Below are 17,478 nucleotides of genomic sequence, written 5' to 3' on the forward strand. Positions count from 1 at the left end.
GGCGCCGCCAGCCTATTCACCCAAGGCTATTCTGAACACGATTTCTGCAGCTTGTTTGAACGCAACGATCTCGTCCGGCGCATCACGACGAAACCTGACTTCGTCCGGGCTCAGCCAGACCGGCTTGAACAGAGTGTCCCGGTCGGGAAAGAACTCAGCCCGAAATCCTTCGTCGGCTTCGGTCAAATAGGTATCAAGCCATGCCCGTTCCTCGGGTTCCAGAACGTCATGGTGCCGGAACATGATGGGTTCTTTGGGTACTTGGCGACGCAGTTGGCGGCTGCGCTTGCGCCCGATGGCTCGCGTGACGACGCCAAAGGCTTCACTTGCGGCGCGGGACAGTGTTGGATTGGCAGGCTCACTGGCAACCTCCCCTCCCGGTCGCGACACGCCCAGTTTGTTCAGGAAGTCATCGACGATATTGCCATTCAGCATTTCGTCGCGGTCATAGAGTGCCGGCACAACCGTGACACCCGGGAACGCGTTGCGGATTCGGGAAACCGCGCCGGAAAAAGAAACCGAGTGAGGCTCGGCCTTGATCTTCGCCAGCTGGTCCCGAATCAAGGCTGAACCGTCGGCTGGCAAACGGCCATTTTTGGCCCGCTGCTTGTAGTCCGCCTCAAAGAAATCGGAGTAGCGGCGGCAATAGAATACCACACGCATTTCGCGTGCGGGTATCTCGGTGAAGAGCTGCGCAAGCCGTTCCAGATCGGCCGAATAGAACATTTCCGACGACATCAGGCAGGCCTTGCTGCCATGTGCCTCGTACTCGCGCGCAACGGCCTCACGGTACTTGTCCATCGGTTCTGCGGACTGGTTCATGTGGAACGCCAACAGGTTATGGCTGACCTTGGGGCGATCGTCCCCTTCCGGTCTGCGACGTCCGGCCTCCATGTATCTGAGCCCGGAATCCGACAAGGCCGACGCATTGTTGCGCAGAAAGGACTGCAAGGCCGTCGTCCCTGTCTTCGGCATCCCCAAATGCAACCACAGCATTAGGTTGCGCCTCGTGTAACGGTTTCGGCCTGCGCGGTCATCTGATGCATCAACTCCTGCATCTCGGACGTGCCCAGCAGTTCCGATATCTGTTTGCGGTGCAATTCGCAGGACTGGCGGTGCAGCCGGGCCGTTTCGGGGTCCGACATCAGGTCGTCGAAACAGTCCCGCTTGCGCGCGGCAATCGCATCGACCGATGTCTCGACCACCGCATTCTGGTTCATGATGTTCCAGTACTCCAAGCCCAGGCTGTCGCCCGTGTGATGAGCCCGTCCCCGCACTTTCTTGACCAAGTAGCTCTCGCAGGACTTCAGAGCGTAGTGGTTGAGCTGCACAAGGTCATATCCGACCGAGTCCCGCGCCGACCGCCAACTGCTTGTAAAATACCGCTCGGGCATTGGCTGGCCCGAACCATTGTACCAGTGGCAGTCTTCCATGCGGTCGACCGTCGGACGTTTGGGGCGGTGAACACCGATCACATCCCACAAGTGCCGCTGGAACATCGTCTTCAATCCCCATGCCTGCGCCGGTCTAGGTTTGCGCTCGGGGGCAGCATGGCGGAATTGGTCGGACAGGAACCTGTCTTCGTATTGAACCACTCCGGCATTGCCGAACAACCGCCAGGTCATTGAAATCATCTTGGCATCCGGCACGGCATCAACCAATGATTTCAGAGTGTTGTTTCCCGTCTTTACATTGATCTGCTCGTCGGCGTCGATCACGATCACCCAGTCTTCAGGACCAGCGATGTCCATCTGCAAAAAGCGTTTGTACGCGCGTTTCTGAGGGCTTGTCGCGCGGCGGGAATTGTTGTCCACATGGATCAGAACCCCGCGCTGGTCCAGCCGCTCGAGCAGCGCATCCGTCCCGTCCGTGCAGTCATTCGTCATCACGACCATCTGGCCGATGCCAATAGCCTGATTGTGCGCGACCCATTCCAGAACGAACGGGCCTTCGTTCTTCATCGGGGTAACGCTGACAAAGCGGGGGGGCTGATCGACCATTTTTGCCTCAGTTTTTGGTGCCATGCAGGCCGGACGCGGGCACGCAAGACCAGTGTTTGCCCGCCAGAATAATTCCATTGCAGGCGATGACCAAGCCGAAACCTTGGGCGTGTTTGCACACAGATGACCCTGAATGGTGCTGGATATCGTGAAAGGCCCGCATGTTACCCCTCTGCCCTTTTGAGCTGGTTGGAAAAACGTTTGTAGGTTGGACACAACGCCTTGGCCCGTTGCAGAAACACCTGCGCCCGCTGTTTTTCGCCGCGCTTCAGGCAAATCTGACCCGCGGCCCCTTGAATGGCGGCGGTGATGTCGTCCAGCTCGGCCGCGTGCAGGATCTGCGCCTCGGCTTGCTCTTCGGCGCCGATGCGCACCAAGAGTTGCCCCATCGCGAAAACCAGAAACGCGCTGTCAGGGTCACAAGCCAGCGCCTCGGCCATAGTCAATCGCGCCTGACGTCGGTCACCTGCATCCGCATAGAGCTCGGCAAGACGTTTGTAGTACAGGGGGTTGTCGGGGCACCGCAGAACCACGTCCCGGGCGGCATCAATTGCCGTCTCGACGGCAACCTCGCCCATGCGCCATTGCAGCAACGATGACAGGCTTTCCACAGCGGGGTCCTGTTCCGGCACGTCGTCGATCGCAGTCAGCCCGGCCCACAAAGCTTGCAGGCGCGGACCGCTGTCCTGCAGCCGCCTGGCGCGCTGGTCCAGGGAAAGATCGGACCAATCAAGCAGGATCATGTCGAAATTGCAGGGCGCCCTCACGATCACCTTGTGCTGGACAAGGTACAGGTTGTTGAACGGCGGAAACCGACGTTGGCGCAGCCTGCGCTGCAGGGCCCAATCCACGGGCGGAAACAGTCGAACGGGCAGTTGGTCGCGGTACAGCATGCGCGAACCCAAAACCACAACATCGGGTCGCAACGGCTTGGCCCAAAACGCTTTTGCAAAGTGACGCCCGGCAGCCCAGCGTTTCTTTCTGGCGCCAAGAATGGCCCCCCGCAATGCGGTCAGAACCGCGTGATCTTCGGGCCAAAGATGCGGGTTCTCCAACCCGTCCCGGGCCAGTTGCTCGCTTTCCTTCCACTTGCCCAGATAGAACGCGTTCAACGCCTGCAGCAGGGGCAGAAAAGCGTTGTCCGCCCCGGCATCGAGGATCGGCTGGCCCAGATCAAAAGCCTCTTGGCACCGATCCTGGGCGCACAGATATTGCGCAGCCTTGGCATAAACATGGGCGGCCTCGGATGGGTTCAGAAAAGTCTCGGGGCCTTGCGCCACGCGCCGGATGACGGTTTCGTTCGCCTCGTCCAATTCGGCCTCGGTCAGGACATCGCGGAATACCAGTCTTTGCTGCCCCGATATCCGTGCAGCCGCCATGGAAAAGGCCGAGATGAACGGAGCGATCACCTGTTCGGCCCGGGACATGGCAAAAAGCTCGAGAAAGTCGCGCTGTGCTCGGGTCATTCCAGACAGGTCCGCAATGTCGGACATCTGCATCAGGTTCGGATAACGCTTTTGAAACCGCGCAATCAGCTCGGGCTGGTCCGAGAACATGATCGCGGGCCGGTCCAGCCTCTTGGAAAGATGCATATCGTAGAGTTCTTCCGGCTCGACCTTTGCCGGCCAGGTGGTGTGCTTCCAGGGCAGCGCGTTCAGGATGTCACCGCGCCGGATATGGTAGGCAGAAACGCCCTGCCCCGAGAGCCTTGCATCGGCAAGCTCCATGATGTGCCGGATTTGCGGAGTGAACCCGATACGGTGAATGAACTCGCGGTAGCGCGGGCGGATCGCTTCAATATCCTCCCAAGGAAAGGCAAGAACCTCGAATCCCTCTTCGACCAAGACCGAGCGGCCAGCGGCCAGATGCGCCATCAGCCGATCGGGCGTCGCGTCGCCCAAAAAGCTCCAGACCGGCAGCGCATTCTTCGACAGCCGATCGTGGTTTTTTTGATCCAGAAAGTGAGATTTGATCCATTCGGGATCGAACAGCTCTTCCGGGTTGTCCAGTTCGGGGGCATCGGCCCCCGGTGGAAACCAGTTGACCCGATAATCCGCGCCGAAATCCTCGGCCAGGCGTATGCAGGTCAGCATCATCAGCAGTCGGGCACCCATGCGGTCCTTGCGCTGGCCGATGAACACGCCCCGTTTGGGCGTCATGACGCGTCCCCTGCCGCCATAGCCCGGCGCATGGCCCGGAACCGCTGGCGGGCGGCCGTTACCAGCTTTGGGTGACGTTCTTCGCCCACGGCTTCAATACCGCGCATGTAGATCGGCAATCTCCGGCGGGCACGCATCATCTTGTAGTACTCGGACGGCTCCAGGGTCCCACGCATCGCATGCTGCATCACCGGTTTCAAAAGATTGAGTTTCCGCAGCATGGGTGCGGCGAAGTGGTTGGCGAACCAGGTTTTGAGAAGAACGACATTGCCGCCCTGCAGCCGTGTGACCTGTTGCCTGTCCAAGTCAAAGAACGGGTCGTAAAACACATAGGCCCGGGCGGCGGCCTGAACGGTTTCGACAGCGTCACTCAGCGGCAGATCCCAGTCCTGGACACGACCGAATCGATAGCGAGTTTCCCAAGGGACCCGCCGCTCGTCCAATGTGGTCTGAGGATTGAAAGCAATGACGATCGCACCCGGCACCAGTGCTGAGAAGGTCAACGCGGCGAACCCTCCCATGGACGCCCCGGCAAACACGACCTGATCGAACTTGTCAAAAAACCCCTCGCGCGCCTTGTCCTCGAAATAACCGATGATTTCGGGGTCGCGATACCATGCCTTTGTGCGGGCGATCACGCCCAGATGGGACCACCCCTCGTCCCGGAAAAACTTCCAGCCCCACGGCTCGCGGGCAAAGGACAGGTCATTGGCATTTGCAATATTGTCAAAACTGATGACCAGCCGCGCCGGGTCACGCTGGTGGAAGATAACCGAATGGCGGTCGAGCTTTTGCAGAAACCCCGTCCCGTCCCCGCCGGGGTAAATCTCGACAAACCAAGGCGGGGGCGGATCGGTCAGAATGCGTTCATAGCCGGTCTTCCGATCCGGGTGGTCAGGTTGCAGCTGCGCTTTGGTCAGATCGTCCGCCATGGCCGTCACACCAGATTGTCGGCCAGCCAAGACCGGAACTCCACCCAATCGGGGCGCATCTTGATCTCGGCGATCTTGGCGCGGTGCCAGTCACAGGCCTGTTCGTGCAATTCGCGCAGTTCGGGGTCCGATTTGAGCTCGTCGAGCAACGGTGCTGCACGCTGGGCGATCGGCTGGATCGAGGTGTCCTGAACCTTGTTAGCATTCATGTCCGACCAGTAGGATTGCCCCTGATCCACCTTTACGTGGTTGGTCCGCCCCCGGTCCCGCTTGATAAGAAAGCCATCCAGAGATCGAACGGAATAATGATGGAGCCGTCCGAAGGAATGGTCGAAATTCCGCCAAGCGCGCCAACCGACATTCTCGGCCGGAAACAGATTTCCGCCCGCGTCCGACCATGCGACCTCGGCCTCTTTGCCCTCTTCAATGCCCTTGGGTCTGTGCGGTCCGAACCGAGTGAACTTGCCATTGTTCCGAAACAGCGTTTTCAGACCATATGCGCGACCCGAATGATAGGGAAACTCCTGATCGGCCATGCAAAATGACCGTGTCACGGGCGTGTCGTCAAAACTGATATTGCCCGACGTCCCAAACAACCGCCATGCGAACGAAATGGCGTCCACCGATTGTCCTGCCTTCTGTTCGACGGCATCAATCAAGGCCGCGAAGCTGTTGTCGCCGCATCGAATGTTCCAAAACTCATCGACATCAAGGCACATCAGCCAATCGGCTTCTTTGACCCTAGGATGTCGCCGTGCCCGCCGGAGCATCTGGTGCTGGGGGTTTCCACCCTCAGGCACAGCATTCGGGACGTGGGATGCCAAACCCATCTGCTCAAGCCGTTGTGCAATCCTATCGGTACCGTCCTCACAGTCATTGGTGAAGATCACAAAATGATCGACGCCCAAAGTCCGATGAAACGCGACCCACTCCAGCATGTAGGGGCCTTCGTTTTTCATCGTCGTGAATACGGTAATGGTCTGAGACATTTACGCCTGTTCCCGAACTGCCTTTGACCTTCTTCTTACACAAACCGCACCAATGCTGCGAGGGTCGAATTCCGTACGAGGGAATGTCTGGGCCCACTGGTGCACCGCTACACGTGTAACCGGCCTTCGGACGCAAGCGCCCTAAGCACCACGGAAGCAGACGACAGGTCCCATCTGGAGTCGATTGCCCTCTCAAATAATCCCAGAATTTTGGGTTACGGCGTAAAAGGGAACAGTAAAAACCAAACTAATTCCGCCAGTTGCACCGCAAATCTCTTGCGACCGGCCTCGTTAATCCCAACCCTACCAACGGAAAAACAGCGCACGTCAAAAGCGGCGGTCGAGCAGTCTTGTCGAGGGGAGATGGTACCGCCTCCCTGGCTTGAACAGGGGACCTCTGGATCCACAATCCAGCGCTCTAACCAACTGAGCTAAGGCGGCACTCGTGAGGGGCGATTTAACGAACGCGTTCGGGGATTGCAAGAGCCTTAAAGTCGAATTGACCAGCTTTGTTCGATGAGATCGACGCCGAAGGAATGAACCGGTTTGCTGTCGGTCAGGCGCCATCCATACGCTTGGTACAGCTTGCAGGCAGCCCTGTGGCTTTCGTGGGTCCACAACACCATCGACGCATAGCCCGCGGATCGTGCAAAATCCATGCATGTCATCAAAAGCCGCGCCCCAAGTCCCCTGCCCCGCGCGTCGGGTTCCAGCAAAAAAAGCCGCAGTTTGGCGGTAGTTTCATCCTGCGCGACACAGAAAATACTACCAAGGCGCTTTCCGTCACTTTCAACGATCCATCCCCTCTCGCGTTGGGGATCATGCCCGGCGACAAATTCGTCCAGAATACGGGCCACCAGAAGGGCGAAGCTCTCGTCAAATCCTTCATCCCGCGCGTAAAGCGTTCCGTGGCGCTCGACCAGCCAATCGCGGTCATCTTCGCGAAACGGCCGGATCTCAGCATTGTCCCCTTGCAGCATCGGCCACACACTCCGCTTGATTCCCATTGCGTTGCAGGCTAGCAGAAACGCTCAGTCCCCGGAGGCGAGAATGGGCATCAATACCGAACGTGACATCGAAGCGAACCTTCAGATCGGTCCGACCGACCATGGAATGGTGCGCCTGTTCATCGAGGCGGGCGAGCTTGAAATCCCCATGGATTTCGACCCGGAAGAAGCCGAGGAAATCGCCGACGAGATCCGCGCCGCAGCACAAGCCGCACGCGCCGTCAAAGGCTGAAATCAAAGCCGCGGATCACGCAGGCCATGCAACCGCCGCGCGGCGTCCATGGCAAATTTCTGGATCATCTTTTTGCGTCTTGCCCCGGCCAACTTGGTCTCGGGGGACATGCGTACGATCTCGGCGTCATAAGCATCCGCAATGATAAGTCCGGTTTCGGCGGGCAGCAGCTCGGTGGGAAAATCCGTGTCCACCGCCCAGAAGAAGCGGTCGCACCAATCCAGATAACCCTGCCACTTCGAATCGGACATATAGTCCGCCCGGCTGGACTTGCACTCGATCACCCAAAGTTCGCCCTTTGGCCCCAACCCCATGACGTCAACGCGCAACCCGCGGGTCGGGACGAATTCCTCAATCGAAACAAAGCCGTGCGTCACAAGGTGTCGCGAGACACCCCTGGCCAATCTTTGTCCGGGCTGAAGTTCAACTGTCATGCGAAGAGTGTGAACAATTAGTGAACAAATTGTCAAGTTGGCAGGGGTTGTTCATCATCCCGGATTTTACCCGGCCCCCATCCCCAGAATCTGCCCCCACAATCAACTTCCGCACGACCCAGACCAAAAACTGTTGTGCAAGCCCCTTGTGCAACTCAGTGTTGCGCCCTACTTACGCCCTTGGCGGGTTCTGCCCTTCTCGTGACTGGTAGCATTCCGGTGGCCTTAAGCAATTCCGAGGGAGCTGGCTCTGTTCGGGTCCTGGCCCGTTTACCTGGCGCCCACCTGTACATACAGGTCCTCGGGAATCAAAACCGCACGGTTGCCTGGTGGTCCCGCCGCCTTCCGATCAGGGGATTTCTTGCGGATCGACCCGTGCGAAGGTTTCGTCATCCAGAGCAAAATCATAAAGCCCGCGTCCGTTCCATTGCGGCATATAACAGTCAAACATCCTGTTTTTTTGATCCGGCAGGCTTGGCACAGTCAAATCTGCCGTTGGCAAGTTCAATCCAAACGCCAACATCTGGGCGTCCGTGTACCGTGCAGATGCCTGCTTGACCGCATGATGTAACAGCACGTGTTCGATATGCCCGTATTCGCCAACTCGATTGTGAGTGATGACGGTTGTCGGCGTGACCTGCTTCATCAACGCATAGGCGGATCCGGATAACAGCCCAAACAACGGATGGCGGCGCAATGGCCGGACGATTTCAGGTTCTGGCATGCCATCGCCGGTTGGCATGCGAATAAAACGGCGCAACTTCGGGTAATCACTTTCGACCGCAAAGGGCAGTTGCACCCGGGTGGCCCCAATCATGTCGCACACCTGTTGCATCGCCGCTTCGCGCGTATCGGTGTCTCGACGGTTGGATGCAGGCCGGAAGAAGCTTGCAACGACAATTTCGGCATGTCCCTTGAGATGCGCCAGAAGTGAGCCGGCAAACAGCGTTTCATCATCTTGATGGCACACGCACACGAGAATGCGCTGATGGGCAAGCCCGTCCAGGCTGAGTACGTTGCGCGCAACGCCCGGACCGATCTCCAAAAGGCCGAAATTCGCGCTGTGCAGGGTTTCCGGTCCAATCAGGTTGACCGGCCGCGCGCGCCCTTGCTGGACCAAACGGGCCGAGCTTGCCTGCACATGGCCGTTTCGGTTGTCTCCCTGAATCAGGTAGCATCTGTCAGCCAGGCCAGACCAGACCGCATCCAGCTCGGCGATCCTGCTGTTTTTCTGCGCATCCAAGTGCAACAGGTCGATCGGGCCGAACGGCCGATCCTGAACTGCCTGCTCAAGCCCTTCGATCGCTGGCTTGAGGTAGAACTTCACGCGATCCGAGAAGCGGTTTTCGAACCATCGGAATGCGATCGGCACGTAGATGTCGACCGGCGGCCACGAGGCGCGCAAACGCTGTCCAAGGTCGATGCCGATATAATTCAAACCGGGGTTCGAATGCAGCGCCAACAGACCCGCGTGGCCGCCCGCCACTCCGACCTCGGCAAAGCAATGGCTTTCCTGTGCCAGCCGGTGAAGAGCACGCCGTTTCGGCTCCATCGACGGCGCGAGATCGGATTTGTGAAAGTTTTCCTGCATGTGTGCATAGCACACGTTTCCATTGATCGCGACTGGCTGGCCTGCTTGTTTCAGCCCGCCCGCAATCGCCTGATTCAAACTTGACAGATCATCCAGAAACGCCGGCGAATTGATGACGTCTTCATAACTTGGCTTGGTCAAGGAAACGGTCTTTCATGGACAATTCGATACGCTTGCGCATCAAATGTCAGGGGCAGACCAATTGCAAGCGCCAGGAACCACCTATCACGACCGGCGCGCTTCGACGCGCACGGGCTCCAACTTGACCGCGACCGGGGTGCCCCCGCGCGGGCCTTTGGGCTTTTCGGCCATGCTCATGATCGCATAGGCGAATTGGACGCCCGCAAAGACGATCCCGTTCATGAACCAGATCATGATCAGCGCGATAAAGCCAATGTCGGACCCGGTGATGAGGTGGCGCAGGTTGGCCACGTTCAACAGCAGCAGCACCGCGACAAACACAGCCGATATCACAAACCCCAGCGCAACCTGGGTGATGTAAAGACGGATCAGTTTCGGCATGACGCACCTCCTTCACACGGCAGGAGTCTAGCGCAATTTCATGCCGGGTAAAATCGCCCGTGGCGCGTCAGAACGCCTCGGGCTTGGCTTCGCGGGCCATGTGATCCAGAACCGCGTTGACGAATTTTGGCTCTTTGCCTTCGGGGAAGAAGGCGCGCGCCACGTCGACGAATTCGGTGATGACCACTTTGGGCGGCGTGTCGCTCTGGCTCAGCTCGGCGCCGGCCGCGCGGAACAGCGCCCGCAGGGTCGGGTCGATGCGCGAGATCGGCCACTTGGCCACCAGCGCCCGGTCGGTCATCTGGTCGATCGGCGCCTGATAATTCACCGCGTCATCCACCAGCTTGCGGAAGACCGAGCTGTCGCCTTCCAGCATCTCGTCGCCCTCGTAGACCGCGCCAAACCGGTGATCCAGAAACTCGTTGACCACCTGCTCGGTCGTCTGGCCCGACTGCTCCATCTGGAACAGCGCCTGCACGGCATACAGCCGCGCGGCGGATTTCATCAGGCGTTTCCGGTTTGCCGGTTTCGGCGTGTCTGTCTGGGTCATGCTGTCGTTGATCCGTTGCTGTCGCCCGCCACGAGGATGGACTCGGACGGCGGCTTGAATCCGACGCCCTTTTTCGAAGCGCCCCACTTACGTCTGAGCGCGATCAGATGCAAGGCCGCAGCCGCCGCGCCGCCACCTTTGTTCATCTCTTCCGGATTTGCGCGCACTTCGGCCTGCGCGTCATTTTCAACCGTCAGGATGCCGTTGCCGATGCACAGCCCCTGCAGACCCAGCAGTTGGATCGCGCGGCTGGAATCGTTGCAGACGGTTTCGTAATGCGTGGTCTCGCCCCGGATCACGCAGCCCAGCGCCACATAGCCGTCAAAGTTGCACTGGCGGTCGGCCATGGCAATCGCGGTCGGAATCTCGAGCGCGCCGGGCACCTCGACCACCTCGCAACTGCCGCCGGCGGCCTCGATCTCGGCCTTGGCGCCGCGAACCAGGTCGTCGGCGATGGCACGATAGAACGGGGCCACGACGATCAGCAGCTTGACCGGGTCATCGAATTTCGGGGTCGGCAGAACGCCGTGTTTGTCTTGCTCAGCCATGCTCAGTCATCCTTGAGAATCGAGCGGGTCCCGACGATGGACAGGCCAAAGGCGTCCAGACCCAGGTATTTCGTCTGCGGCGAGTCGGTCAGCAGCACCAGTTCCTTGATGCCCATCTTGGACAGGATCTGCGCGCCCAGACCGGTTTGCTTGATGGTGCGCGGGCCTTCGTCCTCGGCCGCGTACAGCGAGTTGCGCGGGTTGCGGAACAGGCAGACCACGCCCCGGCCCTCGGCGGCGATCTTTTCCATCGCGCGCGGCAGTTCCTGCGGCGACTTCGGACCAAGGCCCAGAATGTCCGAAGCCTCGTGCAGCGCATGGGTGCGGGTCAGAACGGGCTCGGGCGTGCTGATGTCGCCCTTGATCATCACCACATGTTCGATCCCGTGGGTCTGATCGGTGAATATCCGCATCTCCCACTCGCCGCCATATTCCGACGTGACCATCCGGCGCGCGGTCTCGACCACAAGATTGTCGTGGCGCGCGCGGTACGAGATCAGGTCGCTGATTGTGCCGATCTTCAGCCCATGCTCTTTGGCGAATTCGACCAGATCGGGCAGACGGGCCATGGTGCCGTCGGGCTTCATGATCTCGCAGATCACGCCCGAGGGGTTCAGCCCGGCCAGGCGCGAAATGTCCACGGCGGCCTCGGTGTGGCCGGCGCGTACAAGCACTCCGCCCCGTTTGGCGCGCAGCGGAAAGACATGGCCGGGCGTGGCCAGATGTGCCATGGTGTTCTGCTCGTTGATCGCGGTGGCGATGGTCAGCGCCCGGTCGGCGGCCGAGATCCCGGTGCTGACGCCTTCGCGCGCCTCGATCGAGACGGTAAAGGCGGTTTCGTGCCGCGACGAGTTGTTCACGGCCATCATCGGCAGGCCCAGACGGTCGATCCGCTCAGCCGTCATCGGCAGGCAGATCAGCCCGCGGCCATGGGTGGCCATGAAATTGATCGCCTCGGCATCGGCGAATTCCGCCGGGATCACCAGGTCGCCTTCGTTCTCGCGGTCCTCGTGATCGACCAGAATGTACATCCGGCCCTGGCGCGCCTCTTCGATGATCTCTTCGATCGGGCTGATCGCGTCGCGCAGTTGGGCCTCGACCGGTCCGGGTGTTTCAAAGCTCATGGGGCAGCCTTTCACAGAGCAGGTGTTGCAACGCGGGATAGACCAGCACGGGCGCAAAGGCCAGTCCGCAAACGAAGTGGGCCGTACCTAACGCGACGCAATTTCTTCGCTGGCGATCACGAAACCTCGGCCAATCGGGCCACGTACCGGGCCAGCGTGTCGATTTCCAGATTGACCCGATCTCCGACCTTGGCCGCGCCCCAAGTCGTCACCTCTTTGGTATGAGGAATGAAGTTGATCCCGAAATCGCAACCGTCGACATCGTTGACCGTAAGCGAAGTGCCGTTCAGAGCAACCGAGCCCTTGGGCGCGATGAAGCGCGCCAAATCGTTGGGCGCGCGCAGGGTCACGCGGGTGCTGTCGCCTTCTTCGGCCATCGCGACGATCTCTGCGACGCCATCCACGTGTCCCGATACGATATGGCCACCCAATTCGTCACCCACCTTCAAGGCCCGTTCAAGGTTGACCCTTGAGCCCACCTTCCAGCCGTCCAGATTGGTTTTGGAAACGGTCTCGGCGCTGATCTGAACATCGTACCAGTCATCACCCAGCGCGACGACGGTCAGGCAAACCCCGTCGCTGGCGATCGACGCACCAATATCTATGCCGGATGTTTCATAGCCTGTCCGGATGCGTGCACGCAGATCGCCCTGCTGCTCCAACTCGATAATTGTGCCGATATCGGTGACGATCCCAGTAAACATTCCGTTAACCCTCTGCGCCTAAGCTGTGCCATGCAATCCACGCCGAGGTAAGGCCAAGTGGCGGGCGGAGCAAGCCCTGCCTTGCCCGGCTGGCCGCGAAAAGGCATAGTTTGTTCAATAAAACACGGGCAACCAGAATTCGAGCATCTGGCATGAGGCAACCGAAGGACAACTCCGACAGTCGCGTATTCCTGTTTCTGCAGGGGCCGCATGGGCCGTTCTTCAGCGGCCTGGGTCGCATGTTGCGCGCGGCTGGCGCGCAGGTGTGGCGTGTCGGGTTCAACGCCGGGGACCAGGCCTTTTGGTTCGATCGCGCCAGCTATATCCCCTATCGCGGCGGGCTAGAAAACTGGCCGGAAAGCCTGACGAACATCATCCTGTCGCGCGGTGTAACCGACATCGTGCTTTATGGCGATGTTCGCCCGGTGCACGCCGACGCGATCCGTACGGCGCGAAGCCACGGCATCCGTGTTCATGTGTTCGAGGAAGGGTACCTTCGACCTTGGTGGGTCACCTATGAACGCAATGGGTCAAACGGACATTCTCGCCTGATGGATCTGGAAATCGCCCAGATGCAGCAAGCGTTGCAAAGCTCGGGCGCCAAAACGCCCCCACCCCCGTCACATTGGGGGGATATGCGGCAACACATTTTCTACGGCGCACTGTACCACTGGTTCGTTCTGTGTGCGAACCGTGGGTACCGTAATTTCCGCCCGCACCGAGAAGTGCCTGTCTCAAAGGAATTCAAACTGTATTTCAAACGTTTGGCGCTCATGCCGATCCATCGACTGCAGCGCGTTCTCGCCACCTGGCGCGTAAGGCGCGGCGGGTTCCCCTATCATCTGGTGCTGCTGCAACTGGGGCACGACAGTTCGGTCCAGGCGCATTCAGACTTTTCATGCATGGCCGATTTCATCACCCCGGTGATGGAGGGGTTCGCCAAGGGCGCTCCGTCCCACCACCGCCTGGTCATCAAGGAACATCCCCTTGAGAACCAGCGCGAGCCGCTAAGAAGACGCGTCCAAGCACTTGCGCGCGAACTGGGCATTTCGGATCGCGTGCATTACGTGCCCGGGGGAAAGCTGGCGCGCCTTCTGGATCACGCGAGCTCGGCCCTGACCATCAACTCCACCGCCGGACAGCAGGCTCTGTGGCGCGGCATCCCTCTGCGTGTCTTCGGCAAGTCGGTCTACGACAAGCCTGAACTGGTCTCGCATCAACCGATTGACGAATTCTTCAGGCACCCGCAAAAACCGGACACGGAGGCCTATCGGGCATACCGCCAATTCCTGTTGGAAACCAGCCAAGTGCCGGGCGGCTATTACTCGCGCGGCGGACGGCGCCAGTTGCTGCGGCGGGTTGCTGACATGATGTTGCAGGCTCGCGACCCTTATCAGGCCGCGCTGACCGGAATCGCGACCATCACGCCACAGTTGAAAATCGTTGAATGACACGGTGCTTCGCTGGCTGGAACTTGAAGTATGAAACCGCTAGTTTGACCGCAAACCAAAAGACTACATACGAAACTCGAGGTATTTCGGCAGTGCAGCGTTTCCCTACTCGATGGATACGAGGGTTGTCCCTCGTTGCAGCCATTGGCCTTCTGACAGCGTGCCAACTGCCCAAGGCCGGGCCGAACAAAACCGAAATTCTTGCGGGCTCGACAGTCAACGGCGGCAACGCCCACGTGGTCGAAGTTGATGACCGGGTGGCCCATGTCACCTCTGCGGTTCCACAGTTTGGCTTTCCGCCCGCCTTCCGGTCAGCACAAAGCGTAACATCTGACACCATTCGTCCTGGCGACGTGCTTGGCCTGACCATCTGGGAAAACGTCGACGACGGTCTGCTGGCTGGTGAAACCGGCCCATCTACCAATCTCGATGAGGTTCAGGTCGACAGCGAAGGCTTTATCTTCGTGCCCTATGCCGGCCGCTTGCGCGCCTCGGGCAATACGCCCGAGCAGCTTCGCTCGCTGATTGCAGAAAAGCTGCGCGAGCAGACGCCTGATCCGCAGGTTCAGATCCGCCGCGTGGCGGGTGACGGTGCGACGGTCTCGGTAACCGGCACGATCGGCGCCTCCGGCATCTACCCGATCGAGCGCCCGACCCGCACCTTGTCGACGATGCTTGCAAGGGCCGGTGGCGTGGCGGTCGCCCCGGATATTGCGCTGGTCACGGTGATCCGCGGCAATCAGCGTGGCACCGTGTGGTATGACGATTTGTTCCGCAATCCTGAAACCGACATCGCACTGCGCGGTGGTGATCGCATCCTGGTCGAACAGGACACCCGGTCGTATATCGCGCTTGGGGCCACGGGCGGGCAATCCCGCGTCGCATTCGACAGCCAGGATCTGTCTGCGCTGGAAGCGCTGGCGCAGGTCGGCGGCTTGCAATCGCTGTCCTCGGATCCCACAGGTATCTTCGTTCTGAGAGACGAGCGCGAAGACATTGCACGCAAAGTGCTGGGCCAGGCGAACCTTCAGGGCGAACAACGCGTGATCTACCTGCTGAACCTCACGGCGCCCAACGGTCTGTTTGTTGCACGTGATTTCGTGATCCGCGACGACGACACGATTTACGTGACCGAAGCCCCATATGCACAGTGGACGAAGTCGATTTCGCTGATTGCCGGCGGTCTGACGCCCGTTGCAAACGTCGCCACGCTGACCGGAAACTGAGGCATGAAACCCGGCGCCGACACCGCGGACGCCGAGGATCGAACGCGCCTGTATGTCTACAATGGCGGGTTTCTGACCCAACGCAGGGTCCGACGCATCCTGTCGCTGGAGGGGTTTGACATTCGCGTTGGGCTTCCGCGTTCGGGCGACATGGTGGGCATCTGGGGCGAAAGCCCGACCGCGCACCGCGGAATTCGAGTTGCGAAGGACCGGAATATCCCGCTGTTGCGGGTCGAGGATGCTTTTCTGCGATCCCTGCTGCCGGGGCGCGATCACGAGCCACCGCTGGGCCTGCTTCTGGAACGACGTGCGATGCATTTCGATCCGTCACAGCCGTCGGACCTCGAAACTCTGCTGGCCACGCATCCGCTGGATGACACCGCCCTGCTGGATCGGGCGCGCGGCGCGATCGCACGGCTGAAGGAATCGCATCTGAGCAAGTATTCGGCATGCGACCCGGATATCGCGCCCCCGGATCCGGGCTATGTATTGGTTGTCGATCAGATACAGGGCGACGCGGCGGTTACGGCAAGCCGGGGCGACCCCGCGCGGTTTCTCGAAATGCTGATCATGGCCCAAGAGGAAAACCCCGGCGCGCGTGTGATCATCAAGACCCACCCGGAAACGCTGCAGGGCCATCGGCGCGGTTTCTTCTCGGAGGATGATGAAACTGATCGTGTTTCCCTGTTGGCGGATCAGATCAGCCCCTGGTCGTTGCTGGAAGGCGCGATTGGCGTCTATACCCTGTCTTCGCAACTGGGGTTTGAGGCCATTCTGGCCGGTCACAAACCTAGGGTTTTTGGGCAACCCTTCTATGCCGGGTGGGGTCTGACGCAGGACGAGATGCCTCTGCCGCGCCGGCAGCGCAATCTGACCCGCGCTCAACTATTCGCTGCCGCCATGATACTGTACCCGACGTGGTACGATCCCTATCGCGACCAGCTGTGTGAGCTTGAAACGGTGCTGGATACGCTTGAGGCCCAGAGCCGCGCCTGGCGACAGGACAGGCACGGCTGGACAGCGTCTGGAATGCGCCTGTGGAAACGCAGGCATATTCAGCAAACCTTCGGGAAGTGGAAAAAAGTCCGTTTCGTGCCGGAACCGCCTTCGGCGTCCGACAGGCCGCATATGGTCTGGGCCAATCGTGATCTGGAAGCCGAAGATGTGGTCCGCGTCGAAGACGGTTTTCTGCGCTCGCGCGGGTTGGGGGCCAACCTTGTGCCGCCGCTTTCGCTGGTGACCGACGACCTTGGAATTTACTACGACCCCACCCGACCCAGCCGTCTGGAAGAACTGATCACCGCTCGCGAAGAGTTGCGACCCGATCAGGAGATACGGATACGCCGCCTGGTGACGCAACTCACCGCCGCGGGGCTAAGCAAATACAATACGGGCGGCAGTTGCCCCCCTTTGCCGGACGGGCACCGGATTCTTGTACCTGGCCAAGTAGAGGACGACGCCTCGATCCGGTTGGGCACCAGCACAGTCCGCACAAATCTCGAGTTGCTGAGCACCGTTCGCGCGGCCAATCCCGACGCAGTTCTGATCTACAAACCGCATCCGGATGTTGAGGCCGGGCTTCGGGACGGTCGAATAGACGCCGAGGGTTTGGCCGATGTCGTCCTCTACGAGGTCGACCCGGCACTGGTTCTGCCGGAGGTTCAGGAGGTCTGGACTATGACCTCACTGCTTGGGTTCGAAGCTCTGCTGCGCGGGATACAGGTCACTACGCTTGGGGCCCCGTTCTACGCCGGCTGGGGTCTGACGACGGACCTTGGATCGGTCCCGGCACGACGAGGCGCGCGACCGACGGTGCTGGGCCTGGCCTACGCCACGCTCATCGACTATCCACGGTATTTTGATCCAATCACTCGCGATGCCTGCCCCGCGGAGGTTGTCGCACACCGTTTGACGCATGGCCCGATTGCACCTGCTGGGCCGGCAATCCGGCTGCTGGCCAAGCTTCAGGGGGCTTTTGCAACACATGCGAACCTGTGGCGCTAGGGCTC

Annotated in this window: 17 protein-coding genes and 1 tRNA gene; 4 read left to right on the forward strand and 14 right to left on the reverse strand. The window is 60.0% G+C overall.

Annotated features, from left to right (window positions below; genetic code table 11):
• Positions 1-12 precede the first annotated feature (12 nt).
• The 7 genes from ACR0BA_RS05120 to ACR0BA_RS05150 all read right to left on the reverse strand — a co-directional run bounded on the left by ACR0BA_RS05120 (position 13) and on the right by ACR0BA_RS05150 (position 7,060).
• Positions 13-996, reverse strand: a complete 984-nt coding sequence (locus tag ACR0BA_RS05120; protein WP_480726759.1) for a hypothetical protein — start codon at positions 994-996, stop codon at positions 13-15.
• A complete protein-coding gene (locus ACR0BA_RS05125) occupies positions 996-2,000 on the reverse strand; it encodes a glycosyltransferase family 2 protein (protein WP_480726760.1) in 1,005 nt (334 codons plus the stop codon). Before ACR0BA_RS05125 ends, ACR0BA_RS05120 begins: the two co-directional genes overlap by 1 nt.
• A 164-nt stretch (positions 2,001-2,164) precedes the next feature.
• Positions 2,165-4,159, reverse strand: coding sequence for a hypothetical protein (locus tag ACR0BA_RS05130; protein ID WP_480726762.1), 1,995 nt, complete (start codon positions 4,157-4,159; stop codon positions 2,165-2,167).
• Positions 4,156-5,091: a hypothetical protein gene (locus tag ACR0BA_RS05135; RefSeq protein ID WP_480726764.1), complete on the reverse strand. Its 936-nt coding sequence runs from the start codon at positions 5,089-5,091 to the stop codon at positions 4,156-4,158. Before ACR0BA_RS05135 ends, ACR0BA_RS05130 begins: the two co-directional genes overlap by 4 nt.
• A gap of 5 nt (positions 5,092-5,096) precedes the next feature.
• On the reverse strand, positions 5,097-6,080 hold the full coding sequence (locus ACR0BA_RS05140) for a glycosyltransferase family 2 protein (RefSeq protein WP_170389751.1): 984 nt from the start codon (positions 6,078-6,080) through the stop codon (positions 5,097-5,099).
• A gap of 364 nt (positions 6,081-6,444) precedes the next feature.
• A tRNA-His gene (locus ACR0BA_RS05145) sits at positions 6,445-6,521 on the reverse strand.
• 47 nt (positions 6,522-6,568) lie between these two features.
• Positions 6,569-7,060: a GNAT family N-acetyltransferase gene (locus ACR0BA_RS05150; protein ID WP_480726765.1), complete on the reverse strand. Its 492-nt coding sequence runs from the start codon at positions 7,058-7,060 to the stop codon at positions 6,569-6,571.
• Positions 7,061-7,130: 70 nt separating this feature from the next.
• On the opposite strand from ACR0BA_RS05150, the gene ACR0BA_RS05155 reads away from it, so the two are divergent.
• A complete protein-coding gene (locus tag ACR0BA_RS05155; RefSeq protein WP_093961768.1) occupies positions 7,131-7,319 on the forward strand; it encodes a DUF6324 family protein in 189 nt (62 codons plus the stop codon).
• Between the two features lie 2 nt (positions 7,320-7,321).
• Here ACR0BA_RS05155 and ACR0BA_RS05160 read toward each other — a convergent pair whose 3' ends face one another.
• From ACR0BA_RS05160 to ACR0BA_RS05190, 7 genes are all read right to left on the reverse strand, one after another.
• A complete protein-coding gene (locus tag ACR0BA_RS05160) occupies positions 7,322-7,753 on the reverse strand; it encodes an MmcB family DNA repair protein (RefSeq protein WP_170339701.1) in 432 nt (143 codons plus the stop codon).
• Between the two features lie 349 nt (positions 7,754-8,102).
• Positions 8,103-9,485, reverse strand: a complete 1,383-nt coding sequence (locus tag ACR0BA_RS05165) for a PIG-L family deacetylase (RefSeq protein WP_480726767.1) — start codon at positions 9,483-9,485, stop codon at positions 8,103-8,105.
• A gap of 84 nt (positions 9,486-9,569) precedes the next feature.
• Positions 9,570-9,866: a hypothetical protein gene (locus ACR0BA_RS05170; RefSeq protein ID WP_170339706.1), complete on the reverse strand. Its 297-nt coding sequence runs from the start codon at positions 9,864-9,866 to the stop codon at positions 9,570-9,572.
• Between the two features lie 67 nt (positions 9,867-9,933).
• Positions 9,934-10,416, reverse strand: a complete 483-nt coding sequence (gene nusB / locus ACR0BA_RS05175) for a transcription antitermination factor NusB (protein WP_170363703.1) — start codon at positions 10,414-10,416, stop codon at positions 9,934-9,936.
• Entirely contained in the window at positions 10,413-10,964 is a 552-nt protein-coding gene (locus ACR0BA_RS05180) for a 6,7-dimethyl-8-ribityllumazine synthase (protein WP_480726770.1), read from the reverse strand. Before ACR0BA_RS05180 ends, nusB begins: the two co-directional genes overlap by 4 nt.
• Before the next feature lie 2 nt (positions 10,965-10,966).
• Positions 10,967-12,088 carry a 3,4-dihydroxy-2-butanone-4-phosphate synthase gene (ribB, locus tag ACR0BA_RS05185; protein WP_005983875.1) on the reverse strand — a complete coding sequence of 374 codons (1,122 nt, stop codon included), beginning with the start codon at positions 12,086-12,088 and terminating at the stop codon, positions 10,967-10,969.
• A 116-nt stretch (positions 12,089-12,204) separates the two neighbouring features.
• The gene (locus ACR0BA_RS05190; RefSeq protein ID WP_480726771.1) at positions 12,205-12,792 is read right to left on the reverse strand and encodes a riboflavin synthase; all 588 of its coding nucleotides are present in this window, start codon (positions 12,790-12,792) and stop codon (positions 12,205-12,207) included.
• A gap of 152 nt (positions 12,793-12,944) precedes the next feature.
• Here ACR0BA_RS05190 and ACR0BA_RS05195 point away from each other — a divergent pair, with 152 nt between their 5' ends.
• From ACR0BA_RS05195 to ACR0BA_RS05205, 3 genes are all read left to right on the forward strand, one after another.
• On the forward strand, positions 12,945-14,243 hold the full coding sequence (locus tag ACR0BA_RS05195) for a capsule biosynthesis protein (RefSeq protein WP_480726773.1): 1,299 nt from the start codon (positions 12,945-12,947) through the stop codon (positions 14,241-14,243).
• Between the two features lie 92 nt (positions 14,244-14,335).
• The gene (locus ACR0BA_RS05200) at positions 14,336-15,469 is read left to right on the forward strand and encodes a polysaccharide biosynthesis/export family protein (RefSeq protein ID WP_367646390.1); all 1,134 of its coding nucleotides are present in this window, start codon (positions 14,336-14,338) and stop codon (positions 15,467-15,469) included.
• 3 nt (positions 15,470-15,472) lie between these two features.
• Positions 15,473-17,473, forward strand: coding sequence for a capsular polysaccharide biosynthesis protein (locus tag ACR0BA_RS05205; protein WP_480726774.1), 2,001 nt, complete (start codon positions 15,473-15,475; stop codon positions 17,471-17,473).
• Positions 17,474-17,478: the final 5 nt, after the last annotated feature.

The sequence above is a fragment of the Ruegeria sp. CI5 genome, from assembly GCF_056536885.1.

What these genes read in the sequence shown, in the direction of transcription:
- ACR0BA_RS05190 (WP_480726771.1), bottom strand. Translation starts at nt 12,792, where the DNA reads ATGTTTACTGGGATCGTCACCGATATCGGCACAATTATCGAGTTGGAG.
- ACR0BA_RS05160 (WP_170339701.1), bottom strand. Translation starts at nt 7,753, where the DNA reads ATGACAGTTGAACTTCAGCCCGGACAAAGATTGGCCAGGGGTGTCTCG.
- nusB (WP_170363703.1), bottom strand. Translation starts at nt 10,416, where the DNA reads ATGACCCAGACAGACACGCCGAAACCGGCAAACCGGAAACGCCTGATG.
- ACR0BA_RS05125 (WP_480726760.1), bottom strand. Translation starts at nt 2,000, where the DNA reads ATGGTCGATCAGCCCCCCCGCTTTGTCAGCGTTACCCCGATGAAGAAC.
- ACR0BA_RS05140 (WP_170389751.1), bottom strand. Translation starts at nt 6,080, where the DNA reads ATGTCTCAGACCATTACCGTATTCACGACGATGAAAAACGAAGGCCCC.
- ACR0BA_RS05130 (WP_480726762.1), bottom strand. Translation starts at nt 4,159, where the DNA reads ATGACGCCCAAACGGGGCGTGTTCATCGGCCAGCGCAAGGACCGCATG.
- ribB (WP_005983875.1), bottom strand. Translation starts at nt 12,088, where the DNA reads ATGAGCTTTGAAACACCCGGACCGGTCGAGGCCCAACTGCGCGACGCG.
- ACR0BA_RS05150 (WP_480726765.1), bottom strand. Translation starts at nt 7,060, where the DNA reads ATGCTGCAAGGGGACAATGCTGAGATCCGGCCGTTTCGCGAAGATGAC.
- ACR0BA_RS05180 (WP_480726770.1), bottom strand. Translation starts at nt 10,964, where the DNA reads ATGGCTGAGCAAGACAAACACGGCGTTCTGCCGACCCCGAAATTCGAT.
- ACR0BA_RS05205 (WP_480726774.1), top strand. Translation starts at nt 15,473, where the DNA reads ATGAAACCCGGCGCCGACACCGCGGACGCCGAGGATCGAACGCGCCTG.
- ACR0BA_RS05135 (WP_480726764.1), bottom strand. Translation starts at nt 5,091, where the DNA reads ATGGCGGACGATCTGACCAAAGCGCAGCTGCAACCTGACCACCCGGAT.
- ACR0BA_RS05195 (WP_480726773.1), top strand. Translation starts at nt 12,945, where the DNA reads ATGAGGCAACCGAAGGACAACTCCGACAGTCGCGTATTCCTGTTTCTG.
- ACR0BA_RS05155 (WP_093961768.1), top strand. Translation starts at nt 7,131, where the DNA reads ATGGGCATCAATACCGAACGTGACATCGAAGCGAACCTTCAGATCGGT.
- ACR0BA_RS05170 (WP_170339706.1), bottom strand. Translation starts at nt 9,866, where the DNA reads ATGCCGAAACTGATCCGTCTTTACATCACCCAGGTTGCGCTGGGGTTT.
- ACR0BA_RS05120 (WP_480726759.1), bottom strand. Translation starts at nt 996, where the DNA reads ATGCTGTGGTTGCATTTGGGGATGCCGAAGACAGGGACGACGGCCTTG.